General features: G+C 44.0%; 19 protein-coding genes. 2 read left to right on the forward strand and 17 right to left on the reverse strand.

Translation table 11 applies throughout. The features are described from left to right. Nucleotides 1–65: 65 nt before the first annotated feature. The 12 genes from C900_RS22880 to C900_RS22935 all read right to left on the reverse strand — a co-directional run bounded on the left by C900_RS22880 (nt 66) and on the right by C900_RS22935 (nt 12,285). Entirely contained in the window at nt 66–653 is a 588-nt protein-coding gene (locus tag C900_RS22880) for an LURP-one-related family protein (protein ID WP_009582656.1), read from the reverse strand. 359 nt (nt 654–1,012) lie between these two features. Next, a complete protein-coding gene (locus C900_RS22885) occupies nt 1,013–2,257 on the reverse strand; it encodes an NAD(P)/FAD-dependent oxidoreductase (protein WP_009582657.1) in 1,245 nt (414 codons plus the stop codon). 73 nt (nt 2,258–2,330) lie between these two features. Beyond that, nucleotides 2,331–3,332: a 4-hydroxyproline epimerase gene (locus C900_RS22890; protein WP_009582658.1), complete on the reverse strand. Its 1,002-nt coding sequence runs from the start codon at nt 3,330–3,332 to the stop codon at nt 2,331–2,333. After that, nucleotides 3,325–4,218, reverse strand: coding sequence for a bifunctional Delta(1)-pyrroline-2-carboxylate/Delta(1)-piperideine-2-carboxylate reductase (gene lhpI, locus C900_RS22895; RefSeq protein ID WP_245558475.1), 894 nt, complete (start codon nt 4,216–4,218; stop codon nt 3,325–3,327). Before lhpI ends, C900_RS22890 begins: the two co-directional genes overlap by 8 nt. 37 nt (nt 4,219–4,255) lie before the next feature. Beyond that, nucleotides 4,256–5,857: an aldehyde dehydrogenase (NADP(+)) gene (locus C900_RS22900; RefSeq protein ID WP_009582660.1), complete on the reverse strand. Its 1,602-nt coding sequence runs from the start codon at nt 5,855–5,857 to the stop codon at nt 4,256–4,258. Nucleotides 5,858–5,879: 22 nt separating this feature from the next. After that, complete coding sequence (locus C900_RS22905) at nt 5,880–6,818, reverse strand: dihydrodipicolinate synthase family protein (RefSeq protein WP_009582661.1); 939 nt, start codon at nt 6,816–6,818, stop codon at nt 5,880–5,882. A gap of 197 nt (nt 6,819–7,015) precedes the next feature. Next, nucleotides 7,016–7,474: a GNAT family N-acetyltransferase gene (locus C900_RS22910; RefSeq protein ID WP_009582662.1), complete on the reverse strand. Its 459-nt coding sequence runs from the start codon at nt 7,472–7,474 to the stop codon at nt 7,016–7,018. 12 nt (nt 7,475–7,486) lie between these two features. Beyond that, entirely contained in the window at nt 7,487–8,053 is a 567-nt protein-coding gene (locus C900_RS22915; RefSeq protein WP_157494147.1) for an NADPH-dependent FMN reductase, read from the reverse strand. Nucleotides 8,054–8,241: 188 nt separating this feature from the next. Beyond that, nucleotides 8,242–9,378, reverse strand: a complete 1,137-nt coding sequence (locus C900_RS22920; protein WP_009582664.1) for a serine hydrolase domain-containing protein — start codon at nt 9,376–9,378, stop codon at nt 8,242–8,244. A 172-nt stretch (nt 9,379–9,550) separates the two neighbouring features. After that, nucleotides 9,551–10,147 carry a hypothetical protein gene (locus C900_RS22925; RefSeq protein WP_009582665.1) on the reverse strand — a complete coding sequence of 199 codons (597 nt, stop codon included), beginning with the start codon at nt 10,145–10,147 and terminating at the stop codon, nt 9,551–9,553. 106 nt (nt 10,148–10,253) lie between these two features. Next, nucleotides 10,254–11,075 carry a LytR/AlgR family response regulator transcription factor gene (locus tag C900_RS22930; protein WP_009582666.1) on the reverse strand — a complete coding sequence of 274 codons (822 nt, stop codon included), beginning with the start codon at nt 11,073–11,075 and terminating at the stop codon, nt 10,254–10,256. Between the two features lie 10 nt (nt 11,076–11,085). Next, complete coding sequence (locus C900_RS22935; protein ID WP_009582667.1) at nt 11,086–12,285, reverse strand: hypothetical protein; 1,200 nt, start codon at nt 12,283–12,285, stop codon at nt 11,086–11,088. Between the two features lie 130 nt (nt 12,286–12,415). On the opposite strand from C900_RS22935, the gene C900_RS22940 reads away from it, so the two are divergent. Both C900_RS22940 and C900_RS22945 read left to right on the forward strand, forming a co-directional pair. Further along, nucleotides 12,416–13,183 carry a hypothetical protein gene (locus C900_RS22940; RefSeq protein ID WP_009582668.1) on the forward strand — a complete coding sequence of 256 codons (768 nt, stop codon included), beginning with the start codon at nt 12,416–12,418 and terminating at the stop codon, nt 13,181–13,183. Nucleotides 13,184–13,223: 40 nt separating this feature from the next. Continuing rightward, nucleotides 13,224–14,057, forward strand: coding sequence for a DUF6597 domain-containing transcriptional factor (locus tag C900_RS22945; protein WP_040497366.1), 834 nt, complete (start codon nt 13,224–13,226; stop codon nt 14,055–14,057). 97 nt (nt 14,058–14,154) lie between these two features. Here C900_RS22945 and C900_RS22950 read toward each other — a convergent pair whose 3' ends face one another. From C900_RS22950 to C900_RS22970, 5 genes are all read right to left on the reverse strand, one after another. Further along, nucleotides 14,155–15,645, reverse strand: a complete 1,491-nt coding sequence (locus C900_RS22950; protein WP_009582670.1) for a hypothetical protein — start codon at nt 15,643–15,645, stop codon at nt 14,155–14,157. A gap of 553 nt (nt 15,646–16,198) precedes the next feature. Beyond that, on the reverse strand, nt 16,199–17,152 hold the full coding sequence (locus tag C900_RS29490; RefSeq protein WP_185113992.1) for an SRPBCC domain-containing protein: 954 nt from the start codon (nt 17,150–17,152) through the stop codon (nt 16,199–16,201). 4 nt (nt 17,153–17,156) lie between these two features. Continuing rightward, a complete protein-coding gene (locus tag C900_RS22960; protein ID WP_009582672.1) occupies nt 17,157–17,507 on the reverse strand; it encodes an ArsR/SmtB family transcription factor in 351 nt (116 codons plus the stop codon). 120 nt (nt 17,508–17,627) lie between these two features. Then, complete coding sequence (locus C900_RS22965; RefSeq protein WP_009582673.1) at nt 17,628–18,737, reverse strand: adenylate/guanylate cyclase domain-containing protein; 1,110 nt, start codon at nt 18,735–18,737, stop codon at nt 17,628–17,630. A 121-nt stretch (nt 18,738–18,858) separates the two neighbouring features. Continuing rightward, complete coding sequence (locus C900_RS22970) at nt 18,859–19,797, reverse strand: proline dehydrogenase family protein (protein WP_009582674.1); 939 nt, start codon at nt 19,795–19,797, stop codon at nt 18,859–18,861. Between the last annotated feature and the right edge of the window lie 70 nt (nt 19,798–19,867).

The raw sequence follows: 19,867 nt of genomic DNA on the forward strand, positions 1-19,867 counted from the left end.
GCTGAGGGCGAAGCGCAGAGTGATGAAGCGCCTTCCCCTTCGCCCTCAGCTCTCCGCGCCCCGCCCTACTCTTTTAGCACCATATCAATACACATCACCGCAGCCATAATAAGTATCCTTATACCATTATCAGCGGGTATCTGATCATCGATCTTGAGCATGTAATTATCTGCGGTAGTAAATAGCTCTTTTCCGAAACCAGCCCACTTTTTACTCACGTGTGCCATCTCGATATCATCTTTTACGAATTTAAAATCCCAACTCGTCCACTTGCCTTTGAGCGTACACAAATGTGTTTCATTGGCATCCAGTACATTGAATTTCCCGCCGATAGAGAAAAACTTCTGTTTGAATTTGCCAATTAGTTTTTCATTGCCATCGAATACTTCTACAGATGAGAGAAAAAAAGACACACCACGTTTTACCGACAGCACCTTTTCACCGGATGGTGTTTTTATTTCAACATGAAAGGGAGTCATGCGTTTATAGTCGGTGAAGCGCAACATTTTGGTAAAAAAACCAAGTCTCTCTTCGCGACAGTGCATAATAACATCCTGCGTTTCAGGATCATAGATGTCATAGTTATTGGCAGCTTTAAACATGCCCACATGCTCCTTTACCAGGAACAGATTTTTGTTAAGTACCGGATTCATTTATAAAATAAGTTTTGGTCAAGTTGGCAATTAACAATAATTCCTCAGGTTGACAAAATAGAACTTGCATGTTAAAGAGTAATTTAAATGATTGATCAAAAAAATTAAAAAAAATGTCACCCGGCCCAGTTACAATGCTCTGAGTTAAGGACTGATTCAATAAAAAGAATTGCCATACCGATTTTGAAGGCACGTTACCAAGACACTTTTTCTACATTAGGTAAGGTGCTTCATTCCTCGGGGATGATGTTTCTTAATAATAGCATTGGCTCTCATGTGCCGGGGATCCTGTAAAAAGGGCTTCTCAAAATCCAATAGGAATTTATCTGACTTCCGACTTCGATCTTCGGTCGTCCGACTTATAAATACCTGTCCGGGTTCAGCAATGATATATCGACCTCCGTTTTCTTTCCACTGACCACCTGGCTCACCAGCTTGCCTGTAATAGGCCCGAGGCTCATGCCCATCATAGAATGGCCGGTAGCAGCAATGAGGTTGTCATAGTGTTTAAACCGCCCGATATAAGGCAGTCCATCCGGGGAGCAGGGTCGGAGGCCAACCCAAACCTTTGATGCAGTGAAATCAGTGTCTTTGAATTGTGGATAGTAACCTGGAATAGATTTAAAGATACCCCCAACCCGATTCAGATTAATACTCCGATCGGTACCATTGAGTTCCATAGTGCCTCCGAAGCGTACTGCCCCATCCATTGGGGTCACTGACACACGAGCCTCTGCTAACAATGAGCATATCTCCGGTTTTACAGGAGGCGTGTTCACCTCTACACTGTAGCCTTTTCCACCCTGTAGCGGAATGTTCACCTTTAGGTTCCTGAGCAATCCGGAAGACCAGGCTCCTGCTGCAACTATATATTCATCGGCTACGACAGTGGCGGAGTCTGTATTTAACCCTGCGATCTTGCTGCCTTTCACTGTTATACTTTTAATCTGCCCGGCAGCGAACTTCACTCCTCTGCCGCTAAGCAAGTTCTGCATTTCAGCCATAAAGCGCCCTGGTACCATAAATGCGTCCAGCGGCCAGTATACGCCTCCCTCCACATCAAATTCCACACCCGGATCCATGGCCATTAATTCCTTTGGAGTGAGTATCTCTGCTTTCATGCCCATTTGCTTCGCTTTTACTGCAATTTGGGCCTCCTCCTGGAGGGCGTGCCGGGTTTTACACAACGTAAATAGCCCTTTGGTGCATAATGAAAAGTTCAATCCCTCCTCTTCTGCCAGTTGCACATATAACTCACGACTAGACGTGTTTAAGGCTTTCAATAATGGCATCGCCTTTTGCACGTTGGCAGCGGTGGCGGCTTTATAGAACTTCCACCCCCAGGATACCAGGTTTTTGTCAAACCTCGGCTTGATGTAAAAAGGGCTATCCGAACGAAGCATCCACCGCAATCCCTGGGAAATAATTCCAGGAGCAGCCAGAGGAATAAAATGGCTCGGAACGATCATTCCTGCATTTCCGTAAGAGCATCCCTCCTTTTTGTCATCGTCACTGATAACGGTAACTTCAAACCCCGCCTGAGAAAGATAATAGGCTGAACTCAACCCTACTATCCCACCACCAATGATGGCTACTTTTTTCATTTATTACTTATTTTTTACCACGGAGACCGCTGACAACATCTCAGAGGTCACAAAGAATTCTTAGCTATTTTTATCATATCACCTGAAAGCCATGAGCATAAGGATCATCATCGTCTACAATTATAGTATTGTAGCCCGTTACCATGGCCCAACCTTCCACGCTTGGAATGATCGCCTTTTTGTCGGCAAGCTTCACCTCATCTTCTATTCTTCCTATAAATTTAGAGCCGATGATACTTTCGTGGATAAATTTTTCCCCTTTCCTCAGTTTACCTTTGGCATGCCATTGTGCCATACGTGCTGAAGTGCCGGTACCACAAGGGGAGCGATCAATGGCTTTGTCTCCATAGAACACAGCATTTCTTGCCGTAGAATCCGGGGAGATAGTATCTCCGGTCCAGAGGATATGGCTCAGCCCTGAAATAGTCGGGTTTTCCGGATGTACAAATTCGTTATTTTGATTGATATTTTCTCTTAATTTCCTGCTCCACTGTATCAATTGCTCAGCAGAATAAGCCTGTACGCCTTTGAAGTTTTGCTGGGGATCAACAATGGCATAGAAATTACCACCATAGGCCACATCAACAACAAGCTTACCCAAGCCCGGGCATTCCGTTGTAATGCCTTCTGCCGCCAAAAATGCGGGCACATTGGTCAGTTTTACCGACTTCACCTTTTTACCTTCCTGAACATAAACTATTTTCACCAGCCCTGCCGGGGTCTCCAGCCTGAGCTGTCCTGGGACTTTTGGTGTTACCAATCCCTCTTCAATAGCAATAGTCACTGTGCCAATGGTGCCATGACCACACATCGGCAAGCACCCTGAAGTTTCTATGAAAAGCACCGCCACATCATTTTCCGGGTCAGCCGAAGGGTACAAGATACTCCCCGACATCATATCATGCCCCCTCGGCTCGAACATGAGGCTTTTCCTCACCCAGTCATATTCCCGGAGAAAATGCTGCCTTTTATCACTCATTGTGGCACCTACCAAAGTAGGGCCTCCTCCTGCTACAACCCTAACCGGATTGCCGCAAGTATGTGCATCAATGCAAAAGAATGTTTTCTTAGCCATCTATATTTTCTTTAACCAATATGGCGGCCACCAGGTCTTCCAAAGCGTGGCCCACCGATTTAAAACATGTTATTTGCTGTTCTGAAGTTCTTCCCGGTAGCTCATCGCTGCACAGTTCCCTTAATTCTGCTTTAATATCAGCCCTTCCGATAAGACCTGCCGATATCGGTATCACCAGGTCGCCGGTTTCTTTCAGCGCCCCCTGATAAGTGTCTACAAACAGATCACACCTCCGAATCACTTCGTCATCGGCCTCGCGCATATCAGGCCGATAGGCCCCTACAAGGTCTAGGTGCTGGCCAGATTGCAGCCATTTTCCATTGATCAGTGGTGTTGGACTCAGTGTAGCACAACTGATAATATCTACATTTCCAATCACTTCTTCCATAGAGTCAACCGGCTCGCAGGAAAGGTGAGACAGATGCTCTGATTGACAGATTTTCTCTGCATTGTCAATGCTGCGCCCCCACACATATACTTTTTCAATCGGTCGTGCTGTGGCATGAGCTTCGATTAGATGGGGTGCAAGAGCGCCGGTACCAACCATAAGAAGGGAACCGCTATCTTCCCTTGACAGGAACTTAGAGGCAAGTGCGGAAGTAGCAGCCGTCCTTCTTACAGTTAGTTCTTTGGCGTCCAGTATTAGCTCCGTTTGGCCTGTAACGGCATTATTTAAAATGTACAGGCCTTGTATTGAGGGTAGTGCATGCTCACCATTGTATGGTGACACAGTAACCATTTTCACCCCCAGATATTGTCCTTCTATCCAGGCAGGCATCAGCAGCAAGGTAGATTCCCGTTCTTTACCCGGATTGGCATAATCGTGGTGATGTCGCATTGGAAATTTGACCTCAGAGTGCGCGAACGCACCCTGAAGCCTGTCCATCAACCCCTTAAAACGAAGGACACGTGAAATTTCGTTGTTAGATATAAACCTCACCGGCTACCGCCTCCCTTGTCAGTTCACCATTTACTTTTCTCCAGATACCCAGCGGGTTGTTGCTTTTTAGTTCGTCAGGTAGGGCATCTTCAGGAAAGCCCTGATAAGCCAGCGGTCTGGCAAAACGTCTGATAGCATCTGTACCTACCGAGGTAAACCTGCCATCGGTAGATGCCGGGAAAGGACCGCCATGTTGCATTGCATGACACACCTCTACGCCAGTCGGTACTCCGTTAAAGATCACACGCCCGGCAATATTGGCCGCAGCGTAAACAATTTCCTGATAATCGCTCAATTCGTTCTCTTCGGCCATTATAGTAGAGGTCAATTGCCCCTTAACACTGAGAATAACCTCTCGTAACTCCTCTTTGCCTGAACAAGTGACCACCAGGGAAAACGGCCCGAAAACCTCTTCATGCAAACCCGGATTGGAAAGGAAATCAGCGCCTGACACACGAGCTACTGTAGGTACACCTAAGAAATTACCTTCTTCATCTTTAGCGGCTCCCGCCAGTTGTACACCTTTCTGCTCCAACATCTTCTTTTTACCTTCCTGATAACTTTTATGTATTGCTTCATTCAGCATAGTAGCAGGTGCTATTGCTTGTATTTCTTTTCCTAACACCCGAATAAATGTATCCATTTCGTCCCCTGCTATACCAAGAATGAGACCTGGGTTGGTACAAAACTGTCCCACACCCAGAGTGATCGATCCCGCATATTGTTTTGCTACTTCCTCTGCCACTTTTTTCAGCTTTCCGGGGAGAAGCACAACAGGATTGACGCTACCCATTTCAGCAAATACCGGAATGGGCTCCTCTCGTTGCGCTGCTGCGCGATACAGCGCCATTCCCCCGTTAAATGAGCCCGTAAAGCCTACCGACTTCACTACAGGATGTTTCACAAGGGCCTGACCCAGAGAAGAACCCCTGCCATTTAGACTGGAGAAAACCCCATCAGGCATACCTGTCTTTTCAGCCGCCTGGCTAATGGCCCCGGCAATCAACTCATTGGTGCCCAGGTGAGACATATGAGCCTTAACGATCACTGGGTTTCCCGCTGCCAACGCAGAAGCCGTGTCACCGCCTGCTGTAGAGAATGCCAATGGAAAGTTACTGGCAGCAAAGACCACAACAGGTCCTACAGGACACAACATTTTTCTGATGTCCGGCTTTGGCAATGGTTGACGATCTGGCTGTGCTGTTTCTATAGTAGCATCTACCCATGAACCTTCGCTCACTAATTGTGCAAAAAGCCTTAGTTGGCCCATAGTGCGCCCCCTTTCACCGATAATACGGCCTTCCGGTAAGCCACTCTCCTTCATAGCCGTTTCAATAAGTTCATCTCCAAGGGCTAATATCTCATCGGCAATAGCTTCAAGAAACTCTGCCTTTCTTTTTCCGGAATAATAACGATAACTATCAAAAGCTTGTGCCGCTTTATCCAGAGCCAGCGCTACTTCATCCTCGGTGGCCAGATAGAACTTATCCAACGCTTTCCCCGCTTTTGGGTCGTAAGAGTGAACAAACTCCTCTGATGCCGCGAGTAATTCAAATCCTATTCTATTCTTTCCGTGTAGTGCCATACTTCTTCGCTTTTTTAGATGGTTAAAATAAGTTGACTTCCTTCTGCAGGTTAAGATAGTCGGGAAGGACAGGGCGACTGGTGACAGCCTCTTCGATAATTTTTATCACACGGGCTCTTTCCTCTCCTTCCAAAGGCATGCGTGGTAACCTGACCTCCTCGGTACCTAAACCAACAACAGCCTCTGCCAGTTTGATGTTCTGAACAAGTTGTGGATTAATATCCAATTCCAGCAAGGGCAAAAACCAGCGATAGATCTTCAGCGCTTCTTCATGATAACCAGCTTTTTGTAAACGATATATTGCCACAGTTTCTCTTGGAAACGCACAAACCAAACCAGCCACCCATCCATCAGCACCCATAAACAGGCTTTCAAGCGCCAGGGTATCTACTCCTGAAAGTATTTTAAACCTGTCGCCAAAACGGTTGATCATACGGGTAACATTGCTTACATCACGAGTCGATTCCTTTACCGCTTCAATGTTGCTTTCACCGGCCAGCGCTTCGAACATATCAAGCGTAACCTCTATTTTATAATCAACAGGATTGTTGTAGATCATGATTGGCAGGTCTGTAGATTGCGCCACCGCTTTAAAGTATTCTACAGTTTCTTTGTCGGTAGCCTTATAGCGCATTGGAGGAAGTATCATCAATCCGCTGGCGCCATTTTCTTTTGCTTTTTCGGCAGTGTTAATAGCTGCAGATGTGGTTTGTTCTGCAATGTTTAATACTACCGGCACCGCCCCTTTTACCAGAGAGACTGTGTGACGCACCAGCTCATATTTTTCTTCTTCCGTCAGAGCGCTTGCCTCACCAAGCGTACCGCCCAGTATAATGCCATCCACTCCGGCTTCTAGCTGAGCTTTGATATTTTTATCAAACCACAACAAATCGAGTTGATCATCTTTCGTGAATTTTGTTGTAACTGCGGGAAATACGCCCTGCCATTGAATGTTCATCATGGATAAAATTTTATAGTTTTTAAATTTCAATGCAAATTAGTCCAATCTTAGCACTATTGATTTGACTATCTGACCCTAAACCGATACTATTTTAACATGTTAGATGTAATAAGCTTTCAAGGAGAGATTAAATAGTATACAAAGGGGTGTATTTCTGCGAAAATTGGGGGATAAGGGTCAGAATTCTGGAATAGCAGCTAAACCCCGAAAGTAAACTGCACTACCTCCTCTCCCTCTCCTCCTGAGGTACGATAGAAATCAACAGCATGTATATCTTCAGCGCTGGCATCTACAAACACCTGACGAATACCTTTGCTCCTGCAATATACCTCCAGTTGCCGTAATAATTTTTTACCTAAACCCCTACGCTGGAATTCCTGCTTAATCGCTATGTCATAAATAAACATCTCAGAGCCCTCAAATTGATACATGGGAAGTTCATAAGCAGTAAGACCACCCACTACGTTGCCTTCATACCGGATGCATAGTACAACTAAATCAGTCCTCGCCAGCAATGAAGACAGGTACTCCTTACCCGGAGGGGTAGTTTCCTCCACTTCGAATACTTCTCTAAACAGACGAAAAAGCTCTTGGGCAACCGCTACATCCCGCTTGCTCAACCGGATCACTTCAAAATGCATACTGGCAAAATTCATTGGGATTATTCTTTAATGTCGGTATTTGGTGGGTATAGCATGCTCCGCTTCCATGGCTGCAATGAGCGACCCCATCACATTTTTGATCCGCGCGAGGGTATCGTCATCTTGTATTTCCCCATCTCTGCCTATTTTTCCTCTGGCTCCTTTTATCAGGAGCTTTGAGCCTTCATCTATCCGTCCTTCAATGGTAGTGATAATTAAATCAAGCGCTTCAAATGCTTTTTCTCCCGAAGCGGCAGCCACTATGATGGCAACGGGCTTGTTAGAAAAAACAGTAGTGGAAACTGTCCATTCAATGGCATTCTTTAAGCTACCGGGAAGGCTGAAAACATATTCGGGAGTACATATTAAGACGCCATCCGCTTTAGCAATACTATTGCGAAACTTCTGAACAACTGCAGGCGGAGTTTCACCATCCTGGTCGGGGTTAAAATGAGGGAGTTTGTCTATTCCGTCAAAAAGCTCAACATCCACCACACCCTCTGCCAACGCTGCTGCCTTTCGCAAAATGATTTCATTTGTAGAGTTTTTCTTAGTACTGCCTGAAATGGCCAACACTCTTTTTTTCTCATTCATATACATCCATTTTAACTGCTTACTTATGTCTCTAAGAAAACGTCAAAGTCTGCGTTATGCTCGTCCCAAAAATGCACTCGTACCCCAGTAAGCTCCGCTTTTTGGGACTTGATTTCTTAAAGCCACTTAGAGTTTTCTTATAGACTCTACTTACTTAGTGCTTGTAAAAATACTAAGTGGATTTTCCTTCAGTCTAACAAAGCCTGGTACACTTTCTCTCTTGCTTTACCGGCTCCTGTATGCAGGGGGCTGTCCGTAACCGTACCTAAATTAATGGCAATGAATATGTAGAGGTTCTCTCCGGGAAAATAGTACAACTCACAGCCAGCTCCAATACCTCCTCCACTATGTCCATACGCTACATGTCCGTTGATGGTTGCATGGCTCAGGCCTAATCCGTACCGTGGTTGACCTTTACTATCATTTGTCCAGCTTTTCATTACTTCCAGAGTAGCTTTTGAGATCAGTTTTCCTTCCATCAGTCCTTTAAGGAACTTCACCGCTTCAATAGGAGTGGCAACTATGCCATCATCTCCAACCAGAGAAGCTACATTTGACCTTTGCAAACGAGAGGCATTTTCAACAATACCATCGCTATACCTGTCCCAGTAGGTATTCACTATGGTAGGGTAAGTCAGGTAGTGTGCATCGTTGCGATAAAAGGTGTTAGTCAGGTCGAGGCGCTTAAAAACGGTTTCTTCAATGAACTGTGCATGGTCTCCCGTAAGCGCATCTGTTATTAGCGCCAGTATCACATAGTTGGTATTTCTGTATGAGTACCTGCTGCCTGGTGCAAAATCCAATGGTTTGTTTTTAATGTATTTCAAATAATCCACCGGTTCAAACTTATGATCGGGGTGTTGAAGCAGGTATGCAACATAATGGGGTGAAAAATTATACTCCGGAATGCCGGAAGTATGGTTTAAAAGCATCCGCACCGTGACTTTTTCGGCATCGACAATATAGCTACTGTACTTTTCAGGAAGGTAAGTAGTCATAGGGCTATCCAGTGCAATGCGGCCTTCTTCGTATAACTTCAATACTGCCACAGCCAGGTATGTTTTGGTCACACTTTGTAAATATTGCAGGTGACACGTCTGCATAGGCACTTTATCTTCTATTTTTGCGTAACCACTGGCAAACTCCCACCAACCCTCATCGGAGTAAACAGCTATAGCAGCCCCGGGAACACCGCTATTGATCAGCTCACCAATAGCCCGCTCAACACTACCCGCCCTTGAATATAGCGAGCCTCCCTCTGCAGGCTTACAAGGCGTAATAAGCTGAGCATGGCGGTAGGCTGAGCATGGCGGTAGGCTGAGCATGCGCTAGCGATCACCAGAAGACCTGAAATGTATATATGTATGCTTTTCATGTTCTATTTATTGATATATAAGATCAAAATACAAAGCCGGAAGTCTGAAGTGCATCACTCACACCCTTTTTGCCAACTACCGACTATTCAGCCTGGACTTGCCTCGACTTTCGGGGCCAGCCCTAATCAGACTGAATTGCAGTGCCTACCTGCACTATGGTTTCGGGGACCAGAGGTATGCTCGCGTTGTATCCTCTCACCAACATAAATTGATAGCTTATGAAAGATGATACAAAAGCATCGCTCGAAAAGCCTTTATACCCCATGGATACGCCAAGAGGGATTGTTAGCATACCTTTCCCTTTACGTCCGGCAGATATCCATTGGCCGTTTGCCTGCTTGTACGACTCCGCAGGCCGAAAGGAAAGCAGATAGCCGGCTCCAAGCTTTAATTCGCCATAAGCATCAGAGACAACCTCCGGTCGCCAGGCTGCCTGTGTGTAAAGCATTACACCATTACCGATGGCCCTGTTTCGATACCACATCAGGTTTAGTTGTTGCACCCATTCGTGCGACCCATTCATGCTCACTTCTGTGCCGATACCTATCCCTACATTAGAGAAATTGGATAATACACTTTGAAAAGGCATGGCGAAGGCATGAAACTGCAGCGTCAGTACAATAGGAAAATTCTGATAGTTTTGCTCCGTATCACCTTGCGCTACGATATTGAATCCCACAAAAAGGCTCAATAGCAAACTCAAAAATATTTTTTTCATAGTTCACAGAAATGTTGGGTAATATTACGGGGAAAAGACCCTTTTCAAGGCTTCATACTGCCTGTTTTCCGCTGAAATGTAGCAAATTTACAGGTGAAGTGTATTCCTACTCCGGCTGAAACCAGTTCTTAAATTGTGGAGCTTTCGTCCTGCTTACAGCGATATCCGGTGGAAAGTGTTCATTGGAATGAAGCAAAACGCGCAGTTTGCCGTTTTCTGCCCGTGCATACCCTGACACCTGCTGTCTGTGAAGAATATACTGACGGTTGAGCCTGAAGAAAAATGCTGTGGGAAGTTTTTGTTCAATTTTATCCAGTGAATCATCCAGGTAATACTTCCTGCCTTCGTTATCGACTGCAATAGTATAATCACCGTCAACATAAAAACCCACCAGCGCTTTGAAGCTTATTTTCACATCACGCTTGCCGGATTTTACCATAAAGCCTTCATATTTAATACGTTGCTCCTCTTTTCTCTTCAATTCTGACCTTTGCCATTCGTTGTAGTAGTAAAGCCCGATATAGATGCCATTGATCACCAGAAACCAAATACTAATAATGAATAGGTCCACAGTGTAAAAGCTCACCTGAGCAGGCTTACCCTTCGCTATCCAACTCACCAGCTCGGTCAGCACGCTAATGACCAACAACCCTATGACCGTAGTAGCGCCAATTTGAAAGACGATCCGTTTCAATCCGCCTTGCTGATAAGGCCACCTCTTATCAAGATAGATAATAATGGACCTGACCGCCCACCATGCCGCATACCCCTGAACCGTGTCTATGGAAAAAGTGAGTAACAAAAACCAGCTTAGCCGGATATCAGTATAGGTGAGGTAATAGTTAAAAGCGCTAATAAAAGGAATAAGCGCGAGAAACAGTGGTATATCAGGGTGGTAAGAATTAGTCTGGCCTCGTTCCTGATTCATAACCTGATCTTTAGCAAACAATTTTCAAGATATCATTTTTATAAAACAATAAGAAAAACCGGGATATGTGCATTGCTCCAAAACCTGCAAACAGAACAATCCCGGGCTCCATGGGAATGTAAAATCGATTGTCCCAATCTACCGTAGCTATGGCTATTAACATACAGTTGACAAAGATTACAACAAGAACGTTGGTTTTAATGGCGTTTTTGCAGGATTTGATTATACCAACAATAAAGCAAGCATAAACAACGGCTAGCCAGATCATGTTAAATACATTGTGTTCCCAGGTATAGTAGGGCCTATAGAATGACAGTAAATAAAAAACTTTGAGAGCACCGGTTTTTAATATGTGTCCCGGATACTCATACATAAAATGCAGCATGTTTAATATTCCCCACGAATGGCCGGTCACTTTCTCTGCTTCCTGTAGTCTGGAAGGCTCCAAAGGTATTTGCAGATCAGCCACATAGGTGGGTGTTCCTTTAGTGATATTCATGTAGCTGACAATGTTGCCGGTCAAATAGTCTACTGAAAAATCCCACTTCTGAAAAAGTAATATTGCTGAAGCTAAAAACAGAAATAAAAGCAGGAAGCCATAAGTTGATTTTTTCACTAGCGACAGACTTTTTAGCTGCTTCCCATAAAAAACCATCAAAAATGCTATGACCCCTGTAATAACTACAACAGAAGCAGGCCTTGTAAAGAATAATAAGACTAAAAGGCCTGTTAATTTTAAGAAGTCAGACTTTCTCCCCTGAAAGTCCGCTAATACATAGATCAGGATCAGGCACAAGCTACAAAACAATGATTCTGACATAAGGGTAAGATTCCAGTGGATACAGTCCACCCAGCATATAAATATCAACGCTGAAAATAAACCCGCCAATGGATTGTTGAATAATTTTACGCTGCTTTTGTACAGTAAAATAGTGGCCAAACCGGAAAGGATAATTTGAAAGATAATCACTGGCGCCACCGTATGTGCCGAGATCAATCTGCTCAGCGCAATAATGCCGATATGAACACTATAAAAGATATGATGGCTATCCTCCAATTTTCCATGAGCTATTAAATAATCCGCTCCTCTTAAATAGACCTCTGCATCGAACAACACCCGAAAACCGAATATCAGGAATAGTGACAGATGAACACAACCCCAGGCGATCAGTATGATAATCAAATGAAGTTTATAGGTAGATATAGCCATTTACTTTCTGTGTCTGCATGAAGATAGCGTATATTACGGTAGTGAGATTTCTCCTTCTGTTCGCATTTATACAATTGTAGCAAAAAATAGTCATTTTACTTTGGGGTTGTTATACCAAACTTAGACGACAATGAAGGACCTGACTATGCTGGCTCTAGCGCTTATTTTCACTAACGTTCACCCAATTTCAGCTCAAAACACTGAGGTACGTGGCAATGCGGCTTATATCTTCGCCTATTACCCAAAGGAAAATGCCCGGGAGCATTTCGAAAATGGCTATAAAAAGCACCTTTCCTGGCATGCTGCCAAGAACGATCCGCTTGTATGGTATGCGTGGTATGTACAAACCGGAGACCGGTTGGGGCTCTTCATAGATGGCACTTTCGGTATCTCCCATGGAGCCTTCGATAATCGCATAGCACCTGCCGAAGATGGTCAGGATTTCCAGGAAACAACTGCGCCATATGTTGACAATGCATTTCGAAAGGTATATACCCTAAAGCCAGAGCTAAGTACCGCTCAACTATTGGAAGAACATACCCCTTCAAAAATGATTGAGGTATATGATATCGTAGTACACCCTGGAGCAGAAGCTAGATTTGAAACAACAATTTCATCACTCAAAAAAGCGTTGGATATGCGTCAGGAAAAACCCAGGTTCACTGTCTATAAGCTGTTGTCAGGTGGCGAGCAAAGTGGATACTTAATAATGGTGCCGAGAGAAAATGCTGCTTATTTTGACGAAAAAATGCATTTTACGTCTATAAGCGAACTGGTCACCAAGGTATTTCCCGTTGCACAGGCCAGCGCACTAAACCAGGATATTGTGGGATCTGTAAAACACATAAAAAGCGAAACCTGGGGGTACAGGGCGGACCTGAGCCTCATCCCGCAATGATTACCGGAAACCTGCGACATAAAGCATTCGTAACAAATGTATGGTCTATCACGAAGTATTGCCGTCTGAACCGCTGGCACCCTATATAAATTGCTTCTGGATGATTCAGGACGATGGATGTCATCAGTTGGAGGATATTTCTTTTCCTGACGGCTGCCTGGAAATAATATTTAATATGGGCGCGCCAGTGTTTCGCGCCACAGACCATAAACATTTTGTTCGCAATCCGTCAGTCGAGCTAATCGGACAGATGACCCAACCGTTTTCTATCCGATCGAAAGGGAAACGGGCTATGCTGGGTATCAGGTTTTATCCTCACACTGCACATTATTTTATCAAGGAAGGTATGGCGGTGTTTAATGATGAGGTGTTGCACCCTGCCGACCTGTTCGGTAGCGACTTTCTAACACTATCTGACCAGGTGTTCAATGCACCCGGCATGGCGAAAAAGGTGGCCATTTTGGAAAGCTTTCTGATCACCAAACTCGATAGTATAGGTACCAAACATCAGATAATTGATCATGCTGTAAAGAATATTCTTACCCATAAAAACAGAAGCGACCTGAATAGCATCTTAATAGACTGTGGTATTAGCGCCCGCTACCTGCAAAAGCTTTTTCTTCAATTTGTAGGCATCAGTCCGAAAATGTTTATCAAGATCATCCGCTTTCAGAACACCTTTAAATACCTGATGCAACAAGAACCCACCCTCACAAGCGTAGCTTATGACTGTGGGTATTTTGACCAATCACATTTCATCAGAGATTTTAAGCTGCTGTCAGGGGCATGTCCCACGCGGTTTTTGGCCGAGAACCACCCTTATAACTCCTTTTTTCTCCAGGAATCCAATAGATCCTATCTTTTTGATTATTAATAACCTTAATAACCATAGAGGACACCGAGAGATTCTCTGTGATCTTTGTTCTCCTCAGTGCCCTCTGTGGTTAAGTTAGGGCTATTCGTATTTTTACCTATAATTTCTTTGTAGCCGCCTGCCCTTCGAGCAAATTGAAAAACTCTTTTAGTCTTAATGCCTCCACTTCATCCACAGCAACACCGCTGCTAACACTTATATGACTCCTGAAAATATGACTGAAGTAAAGTGGGGACGTGCTATTTTTATGCTTTGTATCTCCGATAGTTACTGTGGCCATCGCGGTATGACAACTCATACAATTAAAGACCTGGGTTGAATTCATGCTGTGAATTTGCGAGACGCCAAAAGTCTGGGCAAAAGTTTCCATAGTAATATTAAATGCAGCCAGTGAACCACGAGTGCTTGAACCGCTCTCAGCACTACCAATAGTGTTTCCTGCTTTGATCATTAAAGCCACCTGTTCATCATGTGTCAACCCGTCTGTATCGATCCAAACTGACCCATTATAAAAATAGTTTTTCCACACATCAGTGAGATTAGCGGCTACGCATTCATTCAGGCGCACGATGTTATTATAATTACTCAGGTTGCTGGCACTGTCCTGGCTGGTGTTAGGCATAATGGCGTTTCCCACTGTCCTTGGAATGCCATATTGGAATACGGTGAATACATTTTCAGCGGACGCCATAGTGGACTCCGAGAAAGTAATATTGGCAATGGTAGCCGTATCTCCCTGAGTAAAGAACAACAAATTGTTGGCTGACACTACAGGTATATCTTCAGCTTTCGTTGCAGTCCAGTCATAGTAGCTGGCCATACTATTGTGTTCGAAGGTTGCCCAGATAAATTCAGGGTGGTTCTTCACAACGCCCACCACATGCATACCCAACAATGCCACCGTTGCAGTGTCTTTTATAGGAGTTATATATGCCCGGGTAGTGTAATAATTAGTGAGCTGGTCAACAGGAATAGCATTAGCCGGTACCCAGGCTGTTTTCAACTCCAAAGCACCAACGGGAAAGGTGGCAGTATTGTTTACCAAACTGGTATCATTAAGGATAACTGCCCTCATTGAGTCAGCTACCTCCATCAAGATATCGTTAACATAAATACCATAGTATATTGTATCCGATTTACCATTAAGTGTGGCGTTAGACAACAAGACTCCTCCTGACCCCGCCTGACCAATGTCTGTCAGCACCAATGGAATTCCGTCAATAGCCTCTACGGGAATGAGTTGATTGTCCACCAGCGTAAGCGCCTCTTCGAACAAAGGCTTGCCATCAGGCATAGGCTTTGTCAGCCAAAGGAACTTCTGCCACGACCATTCATGAAAAATAGAGTTAGTAGTGCTGGTAGTATCAAACGGGCTACCATCACCTTCTGCGGGTGGTGGTGTTTGGCTGTGTGGAAACCAGTCGGCACTACAGTTACTTTCCGTTTGAAGCGAAATAACTGAATAATTATCTTCCTTTTTATCTGTTTTGCCTGTGTCTTTGTCACAGGAAATCAGAAAATGGCTCAATGCAATAGCAAGTCCAAGCATAGGAAGCTTGAAGGTAAGGTTGTTAATGTTAATCTTCATGTAAGTAGTTTGATTTTTTGTAGTTGTTCTTCAAGGTATGAATCCTGCCATCCTTTCCTGCATCAAAAATAAAATGAAAGTTACCTCAGTGTTTTTTGGTAGAAAGTGAGTGCTGATTTTAGCAGGATACAGAGACAATGAACTATAATTGCACTGAAATACGGCAGTTCGAATGACTTGCCAGGGTCTTACCAGAGGTAGTAGAAGAAGAAGATGCTTTCAATAACTTAAAAAAATGCATGCATTATCTGTATTTAGTACATCGAACCCCAAGCACAAGTTTCTCCTCACCTGCTCATGAGAATCCCGGTTCGGGTAATTTTTAGTTTGGAAGTGCCGGTACCTTGCTATTTTGTCGACCCTGATGCTAATAAATGATCTCAAAAAAAGAGGTTCCCATGGTAGAAAACATCGTGACTATCGCAAAAGCCAATGCATCATATTAACCCGCACAAATTCTGTATCTTATGATGTCAGAAGTAGGCTTTTGAGATGGCCTCTAAAAATCCAAACAAGGTGGTAATTACCGGCTGTGAAGACGTTATACACCAGGTTATCCAACAGTAGTCTTCGACTCCAGAAAGTCCCTCAGCAACGTACCGATCAGTTCTGTCCAGCCTGAGTTGAAATTTTCTTTGGCAAAATCCGGATTGTCCGGGAAGGTATACAGCCCTTTGTGGGTAAGCCTCAACTTTGTTTTATCGCCTTCACCTGATAGCTCAAACGAAACGTAAGACATACCTTTGTAGCCTTTATAGCTCCAGCTATACGTCAGCTTACGATTTTCCTCCACTTCAGTGACCTTGCAGAGGTGCAGATACTGCTCACCCTTTAACCCCTGACCATAAAATTCAAACTCAAATCCCACTTCCGGTTTAAAATCATCGAGATCAAAGTACCATTGCTTCATCTGATCCTTATCGGTCAGGGCTCTCCATACCTTTTGCACGGGAGCATTGTATGTTCTTTCAATCACTATGGGCTTGTATTTCTCCAGCTCAGGATAATCCTTGTACACTGCTTTAGTATACAACTCCTGCATTTTTAAGTTTTCAGGATCATTTTCCTCTGTGCCAAATGGATGGAAAACAGTGCTGCCGTCAAGCAGGCCTTCCAGGCGGTCGAGCAAAATATGAAAACCAGCAGGCGCATTCACTGCATACTGTTCATCAAGTCTGCTATAGGTTAGGATCAGCCTGCATTTATTATCACTTTCAGCAAAAAGCTCCCAAACAGCCAGCTCTCCTTCCCAGGTGAACACCAACTTATTGGGCGGATCCATACTGACTATTTCCCCGTAGGTGGCTGTTTTTGCATCATCCCTAAATCGAATGGTGAGCTTCCCTCCTGGTTTTGCTTCCATTTCGATATCTGTAAACCAATACTTCATTTTTTCGGGGTTAGTAATAGCATCCCAGACAGTATGAATATTGTGGCTGAAGATACGTTCGAATCTTACTTGAAAGCCATCGGCTTCCTTAGTTACTTTTCCAAGGTGCTTTTCCATATCCTTAAGTTTTTTTGGTTTGGTCCTTATTTGAGTCTGATTGACTTTGTTCATCCAGAAATCTTCCCAGAGCGTCCAGCTTGTTGTTCCAGAATACTTTATATTGATCCACCCAGGCCGCTACTTCATTAAGCTTTTCCAGCCGCGCTTCACAGTACCGCTCCCTACCCTGTTTTTTCACATTTACCAGACCGCATTCTGTCAGGATTTTTATGTGTAGCGAAATCGCCTGACGCGTTACATCAAAATTCTCCGCGATGGTATTGAGGTTCAGTGACCGGTGTGCGATCAAATTAATTATTTCGCGCCTGGTAGGATCGGCAATAGCCTGAAATACGTCTCGTCTTGTCTCCATTTCAAAATACGCAAGTACTTGCTTGCAAATATATAAGCAAGTATCTGCTTGCACAATGTTTTTTTGTAATTTTTGTCAGATCTCGTTTAAGATCACTCTGCAATCGTGGTTATAATCAGATCAGGATACAGCTAAATGAGCTTCCACAGGTTTAAGAGTACTAAGGGATATTTCTCTGGTTTTACCACGCAACCTGATGGATCCGACAGGTTCTGCTTTATACTCATCGCCCAAGGGGAGCTCATTTAGCAAATCGGTGGATGCAAGCACCTCTACATGAAGTTCCTTGCATAAATCCTGTATTCTGGAAGTGGTATTGAGCACATCACCGGAGTAGGTAATATCCCTTTTGATAATCCCTACCTCTCCTGCCACTACTTTGCCACAATGGATCCCGGCTTTAAAAGAAGGTATAAGCCCGTAGCGTTCCAGGTATTTTTGTTTCTTTTTGATGATGCCCAGTTTCATATCAAAAAAACACCTGAGACATTGTGCATTTTCTGTCCCTTCTTTAAACTCCCACGCCACTACCACTTCATCACCTACATATTGGTAAATATTCCCCTTGTTGTTTACAATCGGATCAGTAATATCCGCGAAAAAATCCTGGAGAAGAGCATGATAAGTTCCGTCACCCAATTGTTCAGCTATAGTAGTTGAAGAGTTCAGGTCGAGAAACATAAATATCCTTCGCTCCTCTTTTGGCGTGTTATACTTGCCTCTGATGATATTCCAGAAAGTATCCTGACCAAACTTACTGCTCACCTGGAGCAGCAGTTGGGTAGTAGCCACAATAATAGACCACACCAGAGCATTTTTTAACGGGTAGCTATCCATGACAAACGCCTTTAAAGCAGCTTGGGATGTAGGGTCAGACAAGGGCTTACCTGTTTGCACAGGCACTATGATTGCCCCCATGACGGAGGTAATAACGACCATCACGAAGATGAAAAACAAGCTTACTGTGATGATCGTGTACCCGTAAGGCTTATCACGATATTTCACATTTATGAAAAAAACCAGGGCGCTACCACCCAAAAGCGCCCCTATCAATCCCCCCATCATATTGCGCATGGCAGACAATCCAAAAGAGTATTCTTCGGTAGGGCCAAAAGAAAAGGTAGTGCTTAATACCAGGTGATCATATACTGCGATCACAAACCCAAGCACCATCCACACCATGGTGATAATGAGCAGTTGCCTGAATTTTAGTTGTGTTCCCCGTTTCACATTATGAATTTAATTTTAGTGAAATATCCGACTCATCAAAAGTGGCGCCTGGAACAGCCTCTTTCATCTCATGTCTGAAAGTTAAGGATGGTAAAAACAAAATTCCAAAAAAACTCAAACTCTACCCGACTATATCATTCAACGCCTGAAAAATATTTAATGGATACTCTGCTATCCTGTTACATACATAGAGATACCACTCTTTGCCATAGACAAAATATAATTTAGCCGGATAGCCCTCATCTTTCAGGGCCATGAGCTGCTCAGTTCGAATACCATAGAGGCTTTCAAATTCATATGTGTTGCGCTCGGGCTGGTGCATACTGATCAACTCCCTGGCTTTCTGCTGAATTTTATTGTGATGTGTAGCTATGGAACACTTATGACCGAGGGAAAGCAGTTGATCCACATATCCCAGATAAGCCTCATCCAGTTGCTCGCCCCTTGGCCAGGCTAGATTTGCAGGCACATCAAAAGCACCTTTTACCATTCGAATTCGCCCCGATTCATTGATCAGATCCTTAAAATCATCCTTTGTTCTGTACAAGTAGGCCTGAAGTGTAATGGCTACATTATCAAATTCCCTGGATATTTTTTTATAGGCATCAATGATGGCATCTGTTCTGTGCACATCCTCGGCGCTGATGATCACCTCTATATCTCCTTCTTTTGCCTCCTTACAGATCAACTCCAGGTTTTTGTAACCAAGTTCTTTTGAAATAGCCAGACCAATGTGTGAAAGATCGAGAGAAACTGTAGAATTAAGGCCAAGCCTCCTGATCTCCTGACATATACGAATAAATTCTTCAGTAGCCATATTCGCCTCCTGCTCTGCATAGGTACTTTCACCCATGAATTCGATTGAGCATTTAAGGCCATTTTCATTCTGCTTTATTACCTTGGGTATCGTTTCCTCAAGAGTCTCTCCACCGATGTACCGGTCGGCTGCCCTTTTAAAGGTGCTGAATACGACTTCATTGTTGAGTATAAACTCTTTCGCTTTTTCATTCAAAGCTGCCTTTCTCAGGGCCGTTGCACCTGTTTGCAATAATGGATCCATAGCTGTTGGTTTCTGATGTGAAAAATGAAGCACTTATTGTTTGCAACGAATCGCTGCCAAAATACTCAGT

The sequence above is a fragment of the Fulvivirga imtechensis AK7 genome (genome assembly GCF_000331535.1).
GTDB lineage: Bacteria > Bacteroidota > Bacteroidia > Cytophagales > Cyclobacteriaceae > Fulvivirga > Fulvivirga imtechensis.